The sequence below is a fragment of the Vreelandella sp. DA03-1M genome (genome assembly GCF_055725665.1).
The window spans coordinates 380746-401231 of sequence record NZ_CM146798.1; the positions used below are offsets into that span (position 1 = coordinate 380746).

General features: G+C 49.5%; 17 protein-coding genes and 4 pseudogenes. 11 read left to right on the plus strand and 10 right to left on the minus strand.

Annotation, left to right across the window (positions count from 1 at the left end; all coding sequences use genetic code 11):
- Positions 1 to 22: 22 nt before the first annotated feature.
- From ACXUPB_RS01800 to ACXUPB_RS01820, 5 genes are all read right to left on the minus strand, one after another.
- Positions 23 to 1081, minus strand: a complete 1059-nt coding sequence (locus tag ACXUPB_RS01800; RefSeq protein ID WP_176304522.1) for a hypothetical protein — start codon at positions 1079 to 1081, stop codon at positions 23 to 25.
- Positions 1078 to 1797, minus strand: coding sequence for a hypothetical protein (locus ACXUPB_RS01805; RefSeq protein WP_176304521.1), 720 nt, complete (start codon positions 1795 to 1797; stop codon positions 1078 to 1080). Before ACXUPB_RS01805 ends, ACXUPB_RS01800 begins: the two co-directional genes overlap by 4 nt.
- Positions 1794 to 2459, minus strand: coding sequence for a hypothetical protein (locus tag ACXUPB_RS01810; protein ID WP_176304520.1), 666 nt, complete (start codon positions 2457 to 2459; stop codon positions 1794 to 1796). Before ACXUPB_RS01810 ends, ACXUPB_RS01805 begins: the two co-directional genes overlap by 4 nt.
- Before the next feature lie 32 nt (positions 2460 to 2491).
- A complete protein-coding gene (locus ACXUPB_RS01815; protein ID WP_472955088.1) occupies positions 2492 to 3313 on the minus strand; it encodes an SH3 domain-containing protein in 822 nt (273 codons plus the stop codon).
- 950 nt (positions 3314 to 4263) lie between these two features.
- A complete protein-coding gene (locus ACXUPB_RS01820; RefSeq protein ID WP_472955090.1) occupies positions 4264 to 5256 on the minus strand; it encodes an IS30 family transposase in 993 nt (330 codons plus the stop codon).
- A gap of 113 nt (positions 5257 to 5369) precedes the next feature.
- On the opposite strand from ACXUPB_RS01820, the gene ACXUPB_RS01825 reads away from it, so the two are divergent.
- Positions 5370 to 6535 (plus strand): IS3 family transposase gene (locus tag ACXUPB_RS01825; protein ID WP_101146503.1). Its coding sequence is split into 2 segments (ribosomal slippage): positions 5370 to 5631 and positions 5631 to 6535, totalling 1167 coding nucleotides; the frame shifts between segments, so codons are not numbered across the junction.
- 333 nt (positions 6536 to 6868) lie between these two features.
- On the opposite strand, the gene ACXUPB_RS01830 is transcribed toward ACXUPB_RS01825, so the two are convergent.
- The 5 genes and pseudogenes from ACXUPB_RS01830 to ACXUPB_RS01850 form a co-directional block, all read right to left on the minus strand.
- Positions 6869 to 7513: a DEAD/DEAH box helicase gene (locus tag ACXUPB_RS01830; protein ID WP_472956661.1), complete on the minus strand. Its 645-nt coding sequence runs from the start codon at positions 7511 to 7513 to the stop codon at positions 6869 to 6871.
- Between the two features lie 6 nt (positions 7514 to 7519).
- A pseudogene (locus ACXUPB_RS01835) lies at positions 7520 to 8050 on the minus strand (DEAD/DEAH box helicase); the annotation flags it as partial.
- On the minus strand, positions 8029 to 8265 hold the full coding sequence (locus tag ACXUPB_RS01840) for a hypothetical protein (protein ID WP_176304518.1): 237 nt from the start codon (positions 8263 to 8265) through the stop codon (positions 8029 to 8031). The gene ACXUPB_RS01840 and the pseudogene ACXUPB_RS01835, both read right to left, overlap by 22 nt.
- A gap of 39 nt (positions 8266 to 8304) precedes the next feature.
- Positions 8305 to 8599 (minus strand): annotated as a pseudogene (locus tag ACXUPB_RS01845) (transposase); the annotation flags it as partial.
- Positions 8600 to 8765: 166 nt separating this feature from the next.
- Positions 8766 to 9729, minus strand: a pseudogene (locus ACXUPB_RS01850) (IS30 family transposase).
- Positions 9730 to 10145: 416 nt separating this feature from the next.
- Between ACXUPB_RS01850 and ACXUPB_RS01855 the strand changes: the two are divergent.
- The 10 genes and pseudogenes from ACXUPB_RS01855 to tnpC form a co-directional block, all read left to right on the plus strand.
- Positions 10146 to 10868, plus strand: coding sequence for a FadR/GntR family transcriptional regulator (locus tag ACXUPB_RS01855; protein WP_176304517.1), 723 nt, complete (start codon positions 10146 to 10148; stop codon positions 10866 to 10868).
- Between the two features lie 3 nt (positions 10869 to 10871).
- Positions 10872 to 11627: a fumarylacetoacetate hydrolase family protein gene (locus tag ACXUPB_RS01860; protein ID WP_176304516.1), complete on the plus strand. Its 756-nt coding sequence runs from the start codon at positions 10872 to 10874 to the stop codon at positions 11625 to 11627.
- Between the two features lie 70 nt (positions 11628 to 11697).
- Entirely contained in the window at positions 11698 to 12459 is a 762-nt protein-coding gene (locus ACXUPB_RS01865; protein WP_176304515.1) for an HpcH/HpaI aldolase family protein, read from the plus strand.
- Between the two features lie 33 nt (positions 12460 to 12492).
- Positions 12493 to 13485 (plus strand): DctP family TRAP transporter solute-binding subunit, encoded by a 993-nt coding sequence (locus ACXUPB_RS01870; RefSeq protein WP_176304514.1) that lies wholly within the window; start codon positions 12493 to 12495, stop codon positions 13483 to 13485.
- Between the two features lie 207 nt (positions 13486 to 13692).
- Positions 13693 to 14181 (plus strand): TRAP transporter small permease, encoded by a 489-nt coding sequence (locus tag ACXUPB_RS01875; RefSeq protein WP_176304513.1) that lies wholly within the window; start codon positions 13693 to 13695, stop codon positions 14179 to 14181.
- 31 nt (positions 14182 to 14212) lie between these two features.
- On the plus strand, positions 14213 to 15484 hold the full coding sequence (locus ACXUPB_RS01880) for a TRAP transporter large permease (RefSeq protein ID WP_176304512.1): 1272 nt from the start codon (positions 14213 to 14215) through the stop codon (positions 15482 to 15484).
- A gap of 113 nt (positions 15485 to 15597) precedes the next feature.
- Entirely contained in the window at positions 15598 to 16785 is a 1188-nt protein-coding gene (locus ACXUPB_RS01885; protein ID WP_176304511.1) for an amidohydrolase, read from the plus strand.
- A 26-nt stretch (positions 16786 to 16811) separates the two neighbouring features.
- Positions 16812 to 17555: an alpha/beta fold hydrolase gene (locus ACXUPB_RS01890; RefSeq protein WP_217908942.1), complete on the plus strand. Its 744-nt coding sequence runs from the start codon at positions 16812 to 16814 to the stop codon at positions 17553 to 17555.
- A 131-nt stretch (positions 17556 to 17686) separates the two neighbouring features.
- Positions 17687 to 18856 carry an alpha-hydroxy acid oxidase gene (locus tag ACXUPB_RS01895; RefSeq protein ID WP_176304510.1) on the plus strand — a complete coding sequence of 390 codons (1170 nt, stop codon included), beginning with the start codon at positions 17687 to 17689 and terminating at the stop codon, positions 18854 to 18856.
- Positions 18857 to 19290: 434 nt separating this feature from the next.
- Positions 19291 to 20409: pseudogene (gene tnpC, locus ACXUPB_RS01900) on the plus strand (IS66 family transposase); the annotation flags it as partial.
- Between the last annotated feature and the right edge of the window lie 77 nt (positions 20410 to 20486).

A 20486-nucleotide genomic window follows, 5' to 3' on the forward strand; every position in this document is an offset into this window, starting at 1 on the left:
GTTATATATGGATAGGTACTTATTAATGTTCCAAAGTTTCATTGGAACGAGGTTTTTGGCGAGGGAAAATAAATCCTAGTAACCATTGCAGTGCCACGTAAATCATCGAGAAGAGCAGCGGTAGCATTGCCTGGAGTGTAGGTTCAGCAAGGATTATGTCCCATGGCCCCGGCTCCATTTCCACAAGATGCCCACCGAATCGACTAACCTTCAACGTCTTGCCGGTGGCGTGGCAAGCAACTTCAATACCCGCCGTATTTAGCCCCGCCACAGAGAATACGCAGGCCGTATCGGCTGGATGGCCTTCGGCATTCATTACCCATACTTCATCACCTAGTTGCAGATCAAGCTCCATCACGGGGTAGCGGAGATCCGAGAGCAACCGTTTCTCCATCACTACCACACGGCCTGCTCGTAGGACTGGAGGTGGCTCGCCCATGGTGGCCGCATAAGTCTCGCTACCAATGGCACCGACTGCCAGTAAGCTGCCACTGAAGGGAAGCTCTTCAATGCGAACTTCGAGGGAAGCGGAATTTGCCCAATGCCAGGTCGCATTTTCGGACAACACGTTTTCCAGCGTGATTACTGGAATAACACGAGAAACTTCTTTCTCCTCTCCTTGCGGGGCGCTATTTTGCGTTTCGAACAATGACCCAGGAGTTTCTAACCCCCCAGGCTCATACTCCTGCAGCGTGACCTGCAACGGACCGCTGCCGTAGCGCACCATTTGCACATTCGCCCTAGGGCCAATCTCCACTAGGCCGCTGAATGCATAAGACTCAATGGGACTTTCTCCCAGGGGATCCGCAGCACCCTGCATGACGTCCCCCTGCTCGATGTACCACCGTGTAGCACTAACCCCCGTCGTGACCATATCCAGTATCTCCGTGTCTGCGGCGATATGGAAAGTGCTGGGCTTGCGTAGCGCCTCGGCCAGCAGATAGATCACGCCGGGAAGTAGTACAAAAGTAAGAATCAATCCAGCGGCTTGGCGGCCTAAGTGTCGTGTTCTTGAATGCCATATCACCGTCAATGCAGCAATCAAGCGATTAACGGAGGGGAGCCGTCTAGGTTGTTTCATGGCGCTAAGGGGAAAGGGACTGGTGGGGCGCGGTTGGGGCCCCTAAGACGAACTAGCTCAGTCTGGCCGAATTGCGGTTCACCGTGTTCACGAAGCTCACTAATATCGACCAAGCATTGTCGGTCGAAGGCAATACGCTGAGGATCAGGTATAATATCGCATTCAATGGCTTGCGGTGCTTTGCCCTCGTAAGGAACGACAAGAAAGGTTTGCATACGGCTGCTGTTAATCATGACGGCCAATTTTTGGTCTTCCTCTGGCCGCTCCCAGGAAACAGGCAGAATATGCTGAGCCGGGTGCCCGGGGGCACAATTCTGTTTGACTTCGGCCAGTGCTGTCAGCACATCCGAACGATCCTCAGCATAGAAGGCCGGCTCTCGGCTTTCGAATGTTACGTGAAGCAGAAAAGGCGTCTCGCCTGCTACTAAGGGCGCCCTCAATAGCCCAGTGTAACGCCCATCTCTTGCCAACAAGGACAGGCACAGCTCAGCATTCTCGATATCCATACCCTGCGGCACCCAGACAAAAAGTTCCTTACCATTGGGTTTGCCGCGGTGCTCGAACATGGCCCCCGCGAGCGGCCTTCCCGATATTGGTACGGTGGAAGAGAATCCCTCATCCACCATACGGGCTGTTACCTCCCGCTCGGGAAGCGGCTGGGCATACGCCAGGCTATTGAGCAGCAGACTTATCCCTATTCCCCACCACGCATTCATGACAAACGGATCCGGGCTGGCAAGCTGGCACTCTTACCGTCAGCAAAATCCTCCCCCATGTGCGGACTTCCTATGGCACAGTTCAGCACGCCGGCTAACTCAACACCGGAAAGCTCATTTAATGCTAGTGCACAACTGTATTGAGGAGTGCTATTGCGAGTGTGGCTTTTCAGTTCAATTCGTAATCCTCCGCGAGTCAGCTGGCCCACAAAGTTGTTATTTCTCACGGAAGCCGTTCGGAAGCTTCCAGTAATCTCGTCAGTAGCAGTATTTATCTTCAACTCGGTAAGGATGAGCTCACGGTATAAGTTGTAAGTATAAGCTTGGGCTTGACTAGCCTGAGTTGGCTCGACGATTTCGACGACCAAGAAGTCTCGGCTGTTAATCAGCTGACGCAGCCCTGCGGTCTGCAGCCGCTCATCATCGCTACTCAGTGCCGTCTCCATGGCTATGTTGCGCAGTAGTGAATCCTCACCCTTCATCACCTCTTCGAACACTGCCATTCGCACCGAGGCACTGTCGTCGGCAAGCAGATTGCGCACTCGATCAATAATGCCAGCCCGCTCCTGGGCCGCCTCAAGGCTGGCAAGATCTAACGCCATCAAGGGGGTACTGGCTAATGCTAAGACTAGGCCTACCCAGTAAGCGCGAACATGTTTCATAAGAACCTCTCCCGCAGGTTTGATTGTTGTTGTCAGCGCGCGGTGGTGTTGCGCACTCGCACATAGCCTTCACGGGTTTGCCACCATGGCAGCCCTGTCACCTTTCCGGTTATTTCGACGCTCTGACCCACGCTCAGCCAACGCACCACGGGGGACCACTGGCTAGGCTCCCCGCGGATGGCCGTACGTGCCGTGATAATGGCCGCCCCGCCATGGGGTTCCACAGGCAGGTGGGATGGCGGTAGCTGACTCGGACCGGAAGTCTGGAAGAAGCGAGTCAGAAGATGGCTGAGGGCATCATGTCGATAGGCCCTTACCACGCCATCATCGGTCGTAAGCACCATGCCGACCGGCATGCCGTCCAACAGTAGCTGCGAACCACTGACTCCCTTGAAGGCTTCGTCGCCCTGATCAACCGTCTTCACTTCTACATGACGATCATCTAACCCAGTAAAGAACACAGGATAAGAAACTATGCCGCCCGTCTCACGCACCCGTAGAATCGAACCCTGGCGGCTGTGTGAAACGGCCTCGGTCAGAGTAGCATCGAGGTTATCGATTATCGGCCAGCCCGTACCGCAAGTAATCTTGCCTTGCGAGGCCACACGAATCACCGCGATGTCGTCGCCGAAAGTCGTCTCAAGCGACGCCTGCGCCCAGACACGATCCGCAGACATCACTTTGAGCCCCAGGCCGAAGCCAATCACATGCTCCGGCACGATGGCAAAGCACTCACCACTGCGTACCCGAAGAACGCCCTGGCCTACCTCCTCGGCCTGTACCAGGACAGGATCGGCGGAAGCCAACAGCGTTGTTGTCAAAAAGAGACAACCGCTCAGCAGACATTGCAGCATCACACGCATCCGCGTCCCCACCTTCCTCACTTTGTATTTTCTAAGCATAGCCCAAGATAAACTTTACTCAATCGGCCTAATCATGGTTATTCAACGTAAATCAACAAGCGTTCTCAGAGTTTTATAACTAGAGAATTAGCTATTCATTCTAAAATCGAACGTTATTCACGCTTAATTGCTGTTTGTTGAACCCATTGGAGCGCTTCCAGAACTTTTCAGCTCGAAAACTTATTTAGCTCGTTAGCAGGCTTGTGAAACCAGCAGCGTTGACAGTTGGTCGTCGGTTAGATATTACTCAGAGTCGCCTAAAACCCTGAGGTGGGCTCAATCAGTTGCTTAACCTGATGGAGTCACTAATTTCTAATCCGGTTGTATACCTAGCTCAGGCTGCCAAGGTTACGGGTTTCTTGTAATGCTCCTAGATCATTGCGAGGCAACGTTACCAGTGAGGTAGATGTTGTTGCTTTTGGCCATGAGAATGAGCGGGAAGCCTTAAGTCATCCAGCTATACGCTCGATGAGCTGCTTCATCAGTGTGAAAAGGCAGTGGCTGATGACAATGATATTGTCGCTTGGCAAAATCTTAAAAAACGTTCGAGGAGAATGAGCTACTGTTGCTTGCTAGGTCGGTGAAAAGAAAAAAAATTGTTGAAACAGAGTGCTAGGGAGCGTGGTTTGAAAATCACCGGGGTCGCCATTGTATGAAGTGCTGATTAGATGCTCATTTGGCACGTGCGGAGCGCTAATGTTTTGGCTGCTATAATCTTACCAATCGTGGCATTATTTTGAAGTGAAACAATGGCTGGCATTTCTCAAATTTGGGAAGGTATTTCGCCGATTTTGTTTATCATGATCGCTACATTAGCTGCTGGAGGCTATGAGGTTTTCAAACAAAAAAATTAAGCGCCCTAAGCGTTGATGAAGACTGTATGGCAATTTTTAAGCCTGAATTCAAACATTAAGCGCAGCACCCGCGGTTTTCAGTGCCCCTGAATACTCTCCCAGGAACACTTGTGCCGGTGTCCGATACCCCAAGCGTTTTCTGGGGCGGTTGTTCAACTTGGCAACGACTCTCCTCAGTGCTGAGTCGCTCACCTTCCGGAAGTCCGTCCCTTTCGGGAAATATTGGCGAATCAGGCCATTGGTATTTTCATTGGTACCACGCTGGCATGAGCGGTACGGGTCACAAAAATAGGTCTTGGCCGAGACGGCCTTAGCAACCTGTCGGTGCTCGGCGAATTCCGAACCGTTATCTAGGGTGATGGTCTGCACTGCTCCTCGACGTGGTTCTAATAACCGGGTCATCGCCTTGGCCGTTCCAGTGGCCGTGATCGCCGGCAGGCGCGCCGCCAAGAGGTAACCGCTGCGTCTCTCGACCAGGGTTACCAGGCCAGATTCTTTGTGGCCCTTGAGTACCGTATCGCCTTCCCAATGGCCGATATGGCGCCTTTCATTCACGTCATCGGGGCGCTGTTCAATGCCTACCCGGTGTGGGATCTTGCCCAATCCCGCATGCTTGGCCAATTGGCGCTGATAGCGCCGCTGGCGTGGTAACCGGAGTCGTTTCCATAATTCACCGCCGTGTTGCTTGTCGTCCCAGATTAGCGCATAGATCCACTGATGGCTTACGCAAACCCCATTGGCATTCGCCATGAAGCCACTTATTTGCTGGGGGCTCCATTCGTCCATCAATTGACCAGTGACCCAGCGAATCAGGCTTGGCAGGCGCTTTGTCACTTTCCAGGCGCTGCGTCGGCGCTGATCACTTCTCGATTGTGCCTGCTCAGGCGCATAGCCAGTCGTAAGCCCATTTCGCTTTATCTCCCGGCTAATGGTGCTGCTGTGCACCCCAATAGCCTTGGCTATTTGGCGCTGGCTGAGGCCGGTCTCAAGATAAGCAAAAATTTGGTATCGTTGGGCTTGGGTCAGCTGTCGGTATCCCATGCTCTGCTTCACTTTGGTCGGTAAAGTCGAGAGGGTACCGGCGCTGGCTCTCCTGATCCTGCCCAGTAACGGTGGACACCTCAAGAACGTCATACGTTACGATGAGGTGAACCATGGCAAGATCGACAACATCAATGAAGAAAAAATCATATACCCGTTACTCAGATGCCTACCGGCAAGAAGCCTTAGCGCTTGCGGATCGCATTGGCGTTGCAGCAGCGGCGCGTGAGCTGGGAATACACGCGAGTCAGCTCTATCAGTGGCGATCTAAAGCACAGCTGCAGCAAGACACATCCGAGCGAGAGCGGTCGTTGGCAGAAGAAAACGCCCGCTTGAAGCGCCAACTAGCCGAGGCAAATGAAGAGCTGGCCATCACAAAAAAGGCCGCGGTGTACTTTGCGAAAAGCCTGAAGTGAAGTACGCCTTTATCCACCGTCATCGTCAGGCGTTCAGTATTCAGCGTATGTGCCATGTTGTCGGGGTCGCTCGGAGTGGCTACTACGCTTGGCGGCAACGCGAAGGCGCATCGTCCCCAAAACGCAGCCAGCAAGCCATTATCGATCAGCATGTGGCCAAGGCTTATCACCAACGCAAAGGCCGCTCAGGCGCCCCGAGACTAACGCTAGACCTGCGAGATGATGGGATGCCGATCAACCGTAAGACGGTGGCTGCCAGCTTACAGCGTCAGGGCCTGCGCGCTAAAGCAGCTCGTAAGTTCAAGGCCACCACGAACTCACGGCATTCGCTGCCAGTCGCACCGAATCTACTAGAACAAAACTTCACGGCCTCAGCTCCTAATCAAAAGTGGGTGGGTGACATTACCTACTTGGCGACGGGCGAAGGCTGGCTTTACCTGGCAGTGCTCATTGATCTTTACTCTCGTAAAGTGGTCGGTTGGGCAATGAGTGAGCGTATGACGGCCGATCTTGTCTGTGACGCGCTACAGATGGCGCTATGGAGACGCAAAATGCCCAAAGGCGTGATAGTCCATTCGGATCGAGGTAGTCAGTACTGTTCCACGCGTTACCAATCGCTGCTTACCCGGCATGAGCTTACGTGCAGCATGAGCGCCAAAGGCAACTGCTATGATAATGCCTGTGCCGAAAGCTTCTTCCACAGCCTCAAGGTTGAAGCGATCCATGGGGAGCAATTTACAACGCGAAACGATATGAGGCGCCAGGTGTTTGAGTACGTCGAACTGGACTACAACAAACAACGGCGGCACAGTGCTATTGGGATGATCAGCCCAGAGGCCTTTGAAGCCCGAATGATCGCTTAAACCAGTGTCCACTGTTGCTGGGTAAGATCATCCTTCCTCTACTGTGTGATCCAAAGTGCTGCGGTTATTCTATGAATCCAGGAGTAGAAGCCTTATAGGTTGTTTGATCACCATTATCTCTTATTTTGCTGTGCAAAATTCATCAATTAAGCCCTTTTATTATCATATTGATACTTTGATTATCGTCATATAAGCGAGAATGTCGATAGCGCTCTTCAACCGGGCGTCGATCATATATTTTCTGATCTAGTGTGTCAGGTTAGTAGTGATTATTATGGTAAACGGTAAAAAAGCATTACTAAGCTGCCAGGTTTTTTCTACATTTCTCAACGTCTATAGCAACCTAGTTTGCCCGGAAGAGGCCAACTGATATCCCATTGCCCTGTAGCCTTTCTCTCGTTTTCGGTACATGCGTTCAAGCATTGGCAGTCCAGTATCAAGGTAGTCATAGACAGTGACTTCCTGTTTACCTTCTACCGCTCGGTGGATCCTACCAGCGTACTGCGACAGCGTTCCTTTCCAGGCGATGGGCAGGGCTAAAAACAACGTGTCTAACCGAGGCAAGTCAAAACCTTCTCCGATGTATTTGCCGGTTGCAACGATAACCTTAGCCTTATGTAACTGCGCTTCCGCCGCCTGACGTTCTCTGACACGCATTCCACCACGCAACACAACCGACGTTATGGATTCAGCGGCCAGCAGTGCTGCCAGTGTCTCTGCGTGCTCTCGTCGTTCCGTTAGTAGAAGGCAGTTTGCCTGGTTGTTCACGCAGCTTGCTACATCCTGAACAATGTCCTGATTCCGGGCGTTGTTCTGTGCAAGCCAGTGGTAAACTGAGGCTAAATGAGGGCGTTCACAAGACTGATAGATATCGGTAGGTGGGATTTCATGACGCTCCCGAACGATGACGCGCTGAACAAACTGGGAGCTGTGTTCCGCCCGAACTTTGTGACGAACGGGCCCTGCAACCATCAACATGATCTTTTGGTGCCCATCCTGGCGGTCAGGCGTTGCGGTCAGGCCGACGACGTAGCGAGCGCTGACTTCATTAAGAAGCATCTCGTAGCGAGGGGCTGAGATATGGTGGCATTCATCGATGATGATCTGGCCGTATTCTCTAACCACGCTGGAGACCGTATTGTCTTTCTTATTGATTAGGCTTTGGTAGGTGGCAACGTCGATCTGACCGATAGGTTTCTTTTTCCCACCGCCTATCACACCCACGGAGATACCCTCCATAAAGGTTTCCAGGCGCTCCTTCCATTGATCTAATAACTGGCGACTGTGAGTGAGGATCAATGTGTTGACCTGCCACTTGGCTATAAGGCCAATGGCCGTTACGGTTTTACCGAACGCGGTCGGCGCATGAAGTATTCCGGTATCGTGGTCGGCAAGTGCCTCCACAGTCCTATTCTGATCATCCCGCAGCGTTGCTTTCAGGCTGATACCACTTAGAACCAGGCCTGGTAGCCTGCGGTCATCAATATTTACCGTTATTCCCTGACCCCGCAACAATGCCTGGAGCTCATCAAATTTTCAGTCTCCTTTGGATTGTTAGCTAGCGCATCACTAACTTTCGCAACAGCCTCTTGGAACGCATCTTTAGCTTTGCTTTGCTCGATCCACAGTTCTGTTCCGAATACATCCATCCATACTACTTTCAACCGCGAAAGAGCATTCCAATAGGCTTGTACTGCTCCTTTTCCTTTATCATCGAATGCAGAATTCATATAAAACCTTTAGAAATAAATTAATGTGACATTGAGCGACGTTGATTGTGCAAGTGCCTGATCATAGCGTAGGGTCTCATGGTCGCTGAAATCTTCGTAACCAGCGGCCACGCCAAAAACCCGCTGAGGGATCATGATATCGAGTTTGTGACGAACCTGTTCCGGTGCTCGGGGTTCATTAATCACGGAGGCCAAGCGGTGCGTCAGACGATGTTGTTTATCGACCTCCCGTAGCAGGAGCAATCCGGCATCGGGGGTAATGTGGCCGCCGGAAAAAATCGGCTTCAATTTGCCGGCGTGAGAGTGGCGAGAAGGTCAGTTTTTCAGGTACCATTTTGGAAGCAGCGGTTGGTGTTGGTTTTTGGTGTAAGGCCTGGAAACGTTAACACTTTCAGCCGCTTTCTTTTGTACCCCGTGAGAAATTCGGGCTAGCAACACTTGGGGCGAGCATGTCTCATCATACTCTGAGGAAGGCGGTCTCAACTTCCAGGCACACGTTATTAAAAAGTGCTTAAACCGGCGACGGGTATCTTGAGCCCCTCGGCGTAGACGTCCAGCGACTTGCGTGGTTGTAAATTCAGTGAGTTGGCCATCTCTTCGAGCTCTTCCTGACTGTAGATCGACAGATCCGTACCCTTCTTCGGCAGGTCCTGCCTCAACAGCGGTGTTGAGGGGCCGGCCATCGGTTGGAACCTCGCTGCCATGGGCTATGCTGGGCAGCAAAGTAAACCGCTGCACTGGTCTTCTGAGTGATCTCGACATGCTTCATTATCTCTTTGTACTGGTCATCAGTCATGAGCAGGCGCAGTGAACGCGTAAGCTTGTCACTGAAGCCGGTGTCCGTCGCAGTGGTGCCATCTACTTTTACCAGAATCACTAAACGCGTCGTGCGCTCCACCATTGTGCCGATGGCAGAACGATAGTTAGCGCGCCATTTCCAAGCATCAGGCGGTCTTCGATTTTAGGATGTCGCAGGCGGATGCTGACTAGGTCTGGAATCTATTGTCGCCTCTTCTTAACAAGTCGGCGAGGGCGCCGTTTACCTTTACCCGGGCGACTAGCTCCTTCTTGAGCGAGCTGCGCGGAATGAGGTAGAGCGCGTTGTAGATGGCTTCGCGTGGGACTTTGTGGTCAGTGTAACCAGGAAAAATACGCTTCAGTGTGTGCTCTTTGCTCTGGTGAGCTAGTGCTTGCGCAGCAGATAGGCCACCCGTCCGAATAACTCACCATCGTGGTTCAGCTTCGGGCAACGAGAGGTCGACAGCGGGTCAGTCGGGCTCGGTAGCCAGCAAGACGGGCGTCATACGCCATGTCAGGCCTGACCGTGTGGCGTGCTATTTCTCGTGAAACGGTACTAGGTGCGTGTCCTAACTGACGCGCGACGATACGAATGGAGTGATAACCCTGCATCAATATGATGCCGACTCGGTATTCCGCAGAAAGATGGCGATAACCGTGAGTCATGGCAACACCCTACCTAATTGGTGAGATGTTGTACTTAGTTATTGAGACCGTCGAAGACACCTTGCGCGGAGAAAACGACCATCTATTAATCACGCCTAGAGATGTGCTCCTAATGACCCTCGCCACGCGCCTCCTTTTGAAATAAAGGGGCTACCATGGCTTAAATTTAGAACCGGATTGCACACCCAACGGGGGAGAATCTCAAACGCCTCGCTGGCCAATGCGTTAAGCGAAAACTAGTATTTACATTCGTTGACATATACATCCGAAAAAATTCTTGACGTTCTCAAAAATCATAACTAGTCTTTCAAAAGTGGATGCGTGGTCTGACCATCAATCCACATAGAAGGGCTAACGAATTACTCTAAAGTGCAGGCTTATTTTTTGATTATTCTGATTAAGGTCAGTCATAGAGCATGGAAATTAAACCTTTAAAAAAACAAAGCTTAAGTGACTTTGTTGTGGCACAAATTAAAAGAATGATAATAGACGGCGAACTGAGTAAGGGTGACAAGCTTCCAGGGGAAAGGGAATTGGCACAGCGGTTTGAAGTTAGTAGAGCGTCAATTAGAGAAGCACTAAAAATACTTTCCTTACAAGGCCTACTGCATCGCACTAACGCGCGCACAGTGGTGACCACAGATTTTCTCAATATCATTGAGGAAACTCTGACGTTAAAAATTCTGCTCGAAGACAGTAGTTATAGTGACATCATTGCAGCACGCTTAGCCCTTGAAAAGTCGATGGTCACACTGGCAGCGAAAGAGATTAATAAAAATGAGCTTGAGTTGCTTGAAAAGTATATCGTTCTTATGGAACAAGCAGCTAAAACAGAATCCATGGATGATTTCGTTGCTTCTGATATTGAATTCCACCGTTCAATAGCCCTTTTTTCAAGAAATAGTGTTCTAAACAGCTTATATAATTCAATTATTTTTTTGTTATTCAAAGTGCAAACGCAAGTGGCATATGATAAAGGAGTAATGGATGAATCGGCTGCTTATCATCGAAGGATTTACCAAGCTTTGGCGCAGAACGATGCTGCACTAGCGGAGAAAGAAATGGAGGCTCATTTGATGGATATTGATGAGCGTTTAAATCACATGCTAATAATTGAAAATTTAAAAAACAGGAATTGAAAAATGTATATACGATTCGAATATAAAAATAAAATAAAAGAAGGTTTCTTGAAAGACGAGAAAATAGCTCTGCTTGATAGAGAGATGCTTGCGGGGGGAGAGCCTACTTCTGAAACGGTGTTGGTGAAGGATGTGACTATTCTTGCTCCCTGCCAGCCTTCAAAAGTGGTATGCGTCGGCTTAAATTACAAAGACCACGCAAAAGAAATGAACATGGAAATGCCAACAGAGCCATTATTGTTCCTGAAACCATCAACTTCCGTGATTGGTGACGGTGAAAAAATTATTGCTCCTCCTCAAAGTACACGCTTAGATTATGAAGGTGAGCTGGCAATTGTAATTGGCCAAGAAGCTAAAAATATTGATACAAAAGATTCGAATAAATATATTTTTGGCTATTCATGCGCAAATGACTTCACTGCCCGCGATTTACAGCTGTCGGACGGCCAATGGGCGCGTGGAAAGTCGTTTGATACCTTTTGTCCAATCGGCCCCGGAATCGTGAAAACGATTAATGAAAATGATGCAGAAATAGAGCTGAGGGTAAATGGTTCTTTGAAACAAAAATCAAATTTGAACCAACTTATCTTTAATGTTGACGAAATAGTTAGTTACATTTCAAAGCAAATGACCCTTCTTCCAGGCGACATAATCCTCACTGGTACCCCGCACGGCGTTGGCACGGTTGTTCCTGGTGACACGATGACCGTATCCATCACCGGGATCGGCACATTGACAAACACTTTGACACAAGCGTGAGCTGGTTATTTACAGGACTAAAAGCCACGCGGGTGAATGAATAATTCTCTCAAATTATTACGGTGATGTTATGACCGAGCCGGTAAAGAAAATAAGAATAGGAACTTGGGTCCAGATCAATAATGCAGATATTGTTGAGTGCATTGCGATTAGTGGTTTTGATTTTGCTATTTACGACATGGAGCACGGAAATATCGATTTCCCAGGACTCGAATCACTCATGCGTGCGGGTGAAGCCAAAGGTCTTCAGAGCGTGGTTCGCGTTCAAGAGAATTGTTCTGTATTAATCATGAAAGCGCTAGATCTGGGCGCAAGTGCTGTTTTGGTGCCGGGCATTTCTTCAGCAGATGATGCACGTTTTGCGGTTGAAGCCGCTAAATATGCGCCATTAGGTAATAGAGGCGCTTGCCCCTTTATCCGAGCTGGCGAGCACACTGTCAAAGACTGGGTCACGTTCTCAGAAAGAATGAACAAACAAACCCAGTTAATTGCTCTTGTCGAAAGTAAGCAGGGTGCGGAAAGCCTTGAAGAAATAATCGGGACGACAGGGGTGGATGGATTAATGATTGGACCTTTTGATCTTTCGGTATCAATGGGAATTCCTGGTAATGTTAGCCACCCCGATATTAGTAAGACGTTTGATGAAGCAGCTCAATTAGCAGTAAAAAATGGTAAAGAATTTTATGGAGTCGATTTTGAGGCAAATAGGGAGGGCGTAGAAAAGATGCTACCTCGTTGGCAAGAAAGAGGTATTACTACAATGGTTACAGGTGCAGATAAAGTGGTTATTATGCACGGATTTAGTGAACTAGCTAGTTCATTCAAACAGTAAAGCTTTTAAAACAACAAAATAGAGAGGTATAACATGAATAATTTGAAACTTCCGATTTCAGCTCTGGTTACAGCCATTCTGACCGTAGGCGCCGGTAGTGCGGCAGCGCAAGGTGCTACATTATCGCTTGCGCATGTGTTCCCTGATTCACATCCTGGAGGAATTCACGCTGAAAAATTAGCAGAGTTGGTTGAAGAGCGAACCAATGGTGAAGTGAAAATTAACGTGCACCATGGCGGTGTACTTGGTAGTGAAGCGGACGAGATTCAACAACTGCAAGCGGGTAATTTAGACATGGCCCTATTGTACGGTGTCTCGAATTTCCAGAATATTAATCCGCGCTTAGGCGTTGAGGAATTACCGTTCATTTTCGCTGATAGTGACCATGCGCAAAGGGCATATGATGGTGAATACGGAGACGCGGTCACAGATATTCTTGAAGAGGAGGGGTTTGTCGCACTTTCTTATTGGGAAAATGGACTTCGACATTTCACCAACAGTGTCCGTCCTATTGTTGAACCGGAAGACATGAGCGGCATTCGTTTCAGAAGCGCAGAAATACCAATCCGCCTAGAAATGTTTGAACTGCTTGGAGCCAGTGCAATCCCTATGGGGTTTAATGAACTTTTCACGGCACTGCAGCAGGGCACTGTTGGCGGTCAGGAAAACCCAATTTCACTAATACATGCCAATAATTTCGATGAAGTCCAAGACTATTTGTCTTTATCTGGTCATATCTACAATTCTGCTGTTCTGACTGCTAGTCCAGCTGCCATGGCAAAGCTCACATCTGAGCAGCAGGACATTCTAAGAGAGACCGGCCAAGAGCTCAAAGTAGAGCAGCGAAACATGATTGCTGAGCAGAATGAAACACTGCTTGCTGAACTTGAAGAAAGTGGCATGCAGATTAATACTATCAACACGGAGCAGTTTAAAGAGATCGTGCTCCCGCTATGGGAATCATTTAGTGAAGAAAACGGGGATGATCTGATTCAGCTTATCGATAAGGCAAATACTGAGAGCTAAAACTTTTCTGGATGGGTTCTACAGTTATTCTGGCGAGGATCCATCCAGTTACTTTTGTTGCCTCGAAAAATTATTTTTATATAGAAAATTGATATAAAAATAAGTAAGAAGCTTACGCTTCCCTCATTCCTTACTAGAAGTAAAGCGTAGCCGATTTATAAAGCGATCGTTTTTATTTTTTCTAGCATGCAAATAAGGATAAAAGACATGTTAAAAAATATCTTCACTGGAATTGAATACATTGTTTCTCGTATGACATTCTTTATTTTTATTGCAATGGTTGTTGCAGTTTTTAGTCAGGTTGTCCTGAGGTTTTTATTTGATTCTTCAATTTCATGGGCTGAAGAATTTGCGCGTTTCGCGATGGTATGGATCGCTTTCCTTGGAGCATCTCTAGGAATGAAAGATGGATCTCACACAAAAATTGATTTCTTTATTAATCGGTTTCCTTGGGGTGTAAAGAGGCTGATTCTTATTTTTAATAAAGCTTTATGCGTCGTTTTTCTAGCGTTCATTTCTTATTATGTAATAGCAGCTTTAAGCTATACAATGAATACGCTTAGCCCGGGAATGCGCATCCCTATGGGGATTATGCATATGATATTGCCAGTGGCCGGTATTTTAATGATAATTTACTTATTAAAAGATATATATCAGCTGGTAAGGAATGAGCCTCTGGCCTCTGAAATTGAATAATAACGATTAATAAGTAAGTTGGAGGTACATAATGCTGCTTTTCATTTTCCTAGGAATACTATTGATTTTAGGGATGCCAGTTGGCTTCGCTATTGGTATTGCCTCGATGCTCTTCTTGTTCCTTGTAGAAGGCCCATTGTCTCCTAACGTCATCGCTTTAAGAATGATTTCGGGGGTGGATTCATTTCCTCTTCTTGCGTTGCCGCTGTTTATGTTAGCAGGTGAGTTAATGAAATATGGGACAACTCCCCGATTGATGCGCCTTGCTAACGCGCTATTCGGTTTTATGCGGGGAGGGCTGGCAGGTGTCGCAGTCGCATCCACCGCTTTTTTTGGTTCTATATCTGGGTCAGGTGTTGCCACCGTGGCTGCAGTTGGTTCAATCGTCCAGCCGGAAATGACTAGGAAAGGTTATGGCAAAGGCTTCTCTGCCTCGCTTGTAGCCGGTGGCGGCGTACTAGGGATGGTAATACCGCCCAGTATGGCTATGGTCGTTTATGGTGTGAGTGCTGGAGTGTCAATTGGAGCGCTTTTTCTTGCAGGTATTTTGCCTGGTTTACTAACGGCCGTTATGCTCATTATCTACGGTGTTTGCATCTCGAGGCGACGAAACTATGGTGGTCAGGGGGGCGGCTTTGAGCTTAGGGAACTTGGCATATCTGCCCGTAAAGCGGTTCTTCCATTATTATTGCCTATTATTATTCTCGGTGGTGTAATGACGGGTATTTTTACGCCCACAGAATCAGCAGTCGTCGCAGTTGTTTATGCTTTTATTCTTGCTTTTATTGTATATCGTGAGCTTAAGCTGAAAGATTTGGTTGGAGCAGTTACTTCTTCTGCTATTACCAGCGCTGTAATTCTTTTTATAATCGCGACAGCTAATCCATTTGGATGGATAATGGCAATTGAGCAAATTCCCAATGCCTTATCTGATCTTCTTTCCAATTTAACAGATAATCATATTCTTCAATTGATTCTCATTAGTCTTATGCTTTTGATTATGGGAACATTTATGGAGACTATTGCGACCATAATCATCATGACCCCTATTCTGGTTCCAATTGCACTCAGCATTGGTCTTAACCCTGTTCATTTTGGTGTTTTGATGATGATGAATTTAGCAATTGGCGGTGTAACTCCTCCACTTGCAGTGGGTTTATTTACTGCAGCAAAGATTAGCGCCATACGTATTGAAGAAACATTCCCTGATGTTTTGTACGTATTATTGGTCATGATTGCGGCTTACGCATTGGTATTGTTTATTCCCTCTATAGCGATGTTCATTCCTGAATATTTTTCTTGATATTTTCAGAACTGTCCGCTCTCGCTTTAGTTATGAGTCACTTTTAAAATTTTCTTTATCCTCGGTGAACGGGTGTGTTGTATGCACCTGCGCTGTGTCGGAAAGGTGAACCTATGATTACCAAAATTAACAACCTTAACGAACTGATTCGGTTTCGGCAGGATCTCCACAGGTGGCCTGAATTGGGTTTTGCGGAGCATGAAACTTCTCGCAAGATTGCTGCGCACCTAGAAGCACTAGGCGTCGAGTACGTCGGTAGTGTTGGCGGAACGGGTATCGTAGCCAAGGTAGTCGGAACTGGAGACAACCACCGGATGGCCAGTGTTGGTCTGCGAGCTGATATGGACGCGCTGCCGCTTGAAGAGCACAGTGGGGTTCAGCATTCCTCAGCAAATCCTGGCTGCATGCACGCCTGCGGACACGATGGACACAGCACAATGCTCTTAGGTGCTATAGAGCATCTGCAGGCCAACAATGATTTTTCAGGGACCGTCTACTTTGTATTTCAGCCGGCGGAGGAGGGTGTCGGTGGCGGAAAGGCGATGATTAATGATGGCCTGTTCGAGCGGTTTCCTATTAACGAGATTTATGGTCTGCATAACTGGCCGGATCTTCCTGTTGGCAAGTTCGGCCTACTCGAGGGACCCATCATGGCGAGCGGGGACAAATTCGATATAACTATTAATGGCCGTGGCGGTCACGGTGGCCTCAATCCGCACGGGTGTATCGATCCGATCCGGATCGCTGCTGAACTAATCAATAAGGCGCATACCATCGTGTCGAGGGAAATCGACCCGCTGAGTCCTGCAGTTTTGAGTATATGCGCAATTCAAGCCGGCAGTATGAGCGGATTCAATGTGATCCCCCATACTGCCACCATGACCGGTACGATTCGCGCCATTGATGAGGAGGCCGGTGATATCGTCAGAGGTGCTCTGAAGCGCGTCTGCGATAGCCTCGAGCATTATTATGAAATTAAGATCGACCTGATCATAGACAATAAATTCCTTGCTACTGTCAACGAAGCCGATGCCGTCAAAACGGCAAGGGGCGTGATAAGAAGTTGCTTTGGAGAAGATGCGCTTCAGCAGAACTATAAGCCTAGCATGGCCAGCGAGGACTTCTCTTACATGCTCGTGGAACGTCCTGGTGCCTATGTTCACCTAGGAGCGGGCGACAAGGATCATACTCACGGCCTTCACAGCCAGAAATACGATTTCAATGACAGCATCATTCCTCATGGAATCGTGTTTTTGGCGAATGTGGCCTTAGCATCATTGGATAAGCAGAACGCAGGTTAGCCCACCAATGCCCGGAGTGCAGTACGTTGAATGGTATTAAACAAAACAACCGTAAAGGGGTTTTCGTCCTGTTACATGGAGCCTGGCATGGCGGCTGGTGTTGGAAGCGAGTGATGGAAACCCTTGCGGCTAGCGGCCACCGTGTATTGACGCCGACACTACCTGGGCTCGGTGCCCGAGCAAATTTGATGTCACAAGACATAACGCTGGACACGTTTATTCAGGATTTGGTAGATCTCATTGAGGGTGAAGATCTCCATGACGTTATTCTGGTCGGGCACAGCTTTGGTGGTATTGGCATCACTGGCGCTGCAGAGCGAATCCCTTCCCGCATCCGCCACCTAGTATATCTGGACGCAATGATTTTAGAGGATGGTGACAGCGCCTTCTCAATTTTGCCTCCCAACATCGCTGCTGAGCGACGCCAACAAGCCGCTCAATTTTCCAATAGCCTCTCAATGCCGGTTCCTGACGCAAGCGCTTTCGGCATAACCGATCCTGCGGACAAGGCTTGGGTCGAAGCCAACTGCACGCCACACCCGGTTTCCACCTACGAAGATACGTGCCGGTTGAACGGACTTATTGGCAATGGTTTGCCATCAACCTATGTCGCTGTTAAACCGGATTACGAACCGCTCGCCGCTTCCCGTGCTATTGCCAAGAAGCAACTAGGCTGGAGCTACCTGGAAATAGATGCCGGGCACGATGCAATGATCACATCACCACAGGCCGTAGTCGAATTGCTGTTAGATATCCACAGGGGTATGTAAATGAAAATCAAATAGTTATGACCAGTATTGAACCTGTTTGATTCGACCAAAGCCAACCTGAATAACCTTTAGGTGGCAGTAAATAAATAATGTGAACAATAACCATGGCAGTACCTGACTCCGGAGCGAACATGCCGACCTACACCAATATTGAAGATCTTCGACAGCGCTATGAACGGCGCACCCCTAAAATGTTCTATGACTATGTTGAATCCGGGAGTTGGACAGAACAAACATTCCGAGAAAATACAACTGATTTCAATAATATACATTTCAAACAGCGTGTTGCAGTTGACATGTCTGGGCGCTCCACGCGTAGTCAAATGATCGGCGAAGATGTGGCAATGCCAGTGGCGCTGGCACCTGTTGGGCTTACGGGAATGCAGTCTGCCGACGGTGAGATTAAGGCGGCACGGGCTGCCGAGGCGTTCGGTGTGCCCTTTACGCTATCTACTATGTCGATCTGTTCGATCGAAGACGTGGCTGAGCATACGACAAAGCCGTTCTGGTTCCAGGTATACACGCTCAAGGATGACGATTTCATGCGTCGTCTTTTCGAGCGTGCCAAAGCAGTCAACTGTTCAGCGATTGTCATCACGGTCGATTTGCAGGTGCTCGGCCAACGTCACAAGGACCTTAAGAACGGACTTTCGGCCCCTCCTAAGATGACCGCGCGCTCGATAGCCAACATGGCCACCAAGGTCCCCTGGGGCCTGGAGATGCTACGTACCAAACGTCGTTCCTTCGGAAATATCGTAGGTCATGCAAAAGGGGTTACCGACCCTTCTTCTATTTCCTCTTGGACAGCGGAAGCGTTTGACGCCTCGCTGGATTGGAGTCGTATAGCCCAATTCAAGGAGTGGTGGGGAGGTAAGCTGATTGTTAAGGGCATTATGGAGCCTGAGGATGCTCGGAGGGCCGTCGAGATAGGCGCCGATGCCATAGTTGTCTCAAATCACGGCGGTCGTCAGTTGGATGGTGCCGTTAGCTCTATTCGCATGCTACCAGCGATTATGGACGCTGTAGGTGATGATGTAGAAGTTCACCTCGATTCAGGAATTCGCTCCGGCCAGGATGTGCTGAAGGCCCTAGCTCTTGGAGCCACGGGTACCTATATCGGCAGAGCTTTCACCTATGGGTTAGGTGCTGAAGGTGAGGCAGGCGTGACGAAGGCACTCGAAATCATCCATAAAGAACTGGATATCTCTATGGCGCTTTGTGGGGAAACAAATGTCAAAAATCTTGGAAAGCACAACCTCTATGTACCTCAAGGCTTTGGTGACCCGACCATTAAGCTTTGATAGCTGGCCACAATAGTTGCCGTCTGCCTACCAAGTAATTGTCGCTGTATAGCTGGGGATAGTGTTGGTTTTCCAGCTATACACACTATTTTTGCCTGCCCCCAGAAGGCTAGCCAGTGAGCTTGAGTATTCTCTAAAGATGGCGAACCTGGAGCCAGCTGTATTATTTCTATATAAGTAAGCGGGCCATAAAACCCATCTACCCACATTAATGTTGGCTGATCACACTGGTAGTCTCCTTAGCATTGGAGATCATCATGAGTCGCGACCTCAATTCCACTCAAGCATTTTGGTTAGGGCACCTGTCTTATGCCGCCGCGTTGTAGATGCCGTTAAGCGCGTATGCTGAAGCGCAAGCCGTGACGTTAGCCGACCTGATGGCGTGGGAAAATCGGTTAATCGTGCAGGGTTTTCCCGTGCCACCGCGTTGTCGTCCTGCCCGGATCGAGGTGATCCGCCATGTGCGACACCAATATGCCTGCCCGGCGTGCGAAGAGGGCGTTAAGATCGCCCCGGCGCCTGCCAAGCTGTTGCCCAAGAGTAATGCCAGCGCCACGCTGCTCGCCTATGTCGCGACCGCCAAGTACCAGGACGCGCTACCGCTTTATCGGCATAGCCAGGTATTTGCCCGCCACGGTGCTGAGATCCCCCGCAACACCCTGGCACGCTGGATGGTACAGGCGGGAGAACGCATAGCTCCGCTGATCGAGACATTACGCCAGCATCTGCTGACCGCTCCTCTGTTCCATATGGATGAGACCACACTCCAGGTCAATCAAGAAGCAGATCGTGCCGCTAGTGCGACGTCGTATATGTGGGTGCAACGAGGTGGGCCACCCGGTCAGCAGGTCGTCTTGTTCGATTATGACGCCAGCCGTGCGGGGCGAGTGCCCGTTCGCTTACTGGGCAACTATGCAGGCCGCTTGATCACCGATGGCTATGAAGGCTACGCCGAGGTCGTGCGTCGCAATGGGCTCACCCATGCGGGCTGCTGGGCGCATGCCCGACGTAAGTTCGTCGAGGCCCAGAAGGTGCAGCCCAAAGGCAAAACCGGCAAAGCGGACTGGGCGCTGAACCAGATCCAGAAGCTGTACGGCGTGGAAAAACAGGCGAAGGCCCTTGAGCCCGACGCGCGTTACGCGCTGCGTGAACAGAAGAGTCGCCCACTGATCGATCAACTCCGCACCTGGCTCGACAAGTCATTGATGCAGGTGCTGCCCAGGAGTGCGCTGGGTAAAGCCTTGCACTACCTGGATAACCAGTGGCCCCGGCTGACCCGGTTCCTGGACGATGGGCTGATCCCACTGGACAACAATCCGGCGGAGAACGCCATCCGTCCGTTCGTAATCGGCCGTAAAAACTGGCTGTTCAGCCATACTCCGAGCGGTGCTCATGCCAGCGCGGCGATCTACAGCCTGATCGAAACCGCCAAAGCCAATGGTCTCTCGCCTTACGACTACTTGCAGTATGTCTTCGCGACACTGCCCACCCTAGACGATGATGACCTCAACACGCTGTTGCCCTGGCAGTGGAAAGAGACATTACCGATCTAAGCGAAATCTGCCTAGATGTGGTTAGTGGTCGCTTACCTATATAAAGGGTAGCGCTACTCAATCTGGGGGTGACGTCG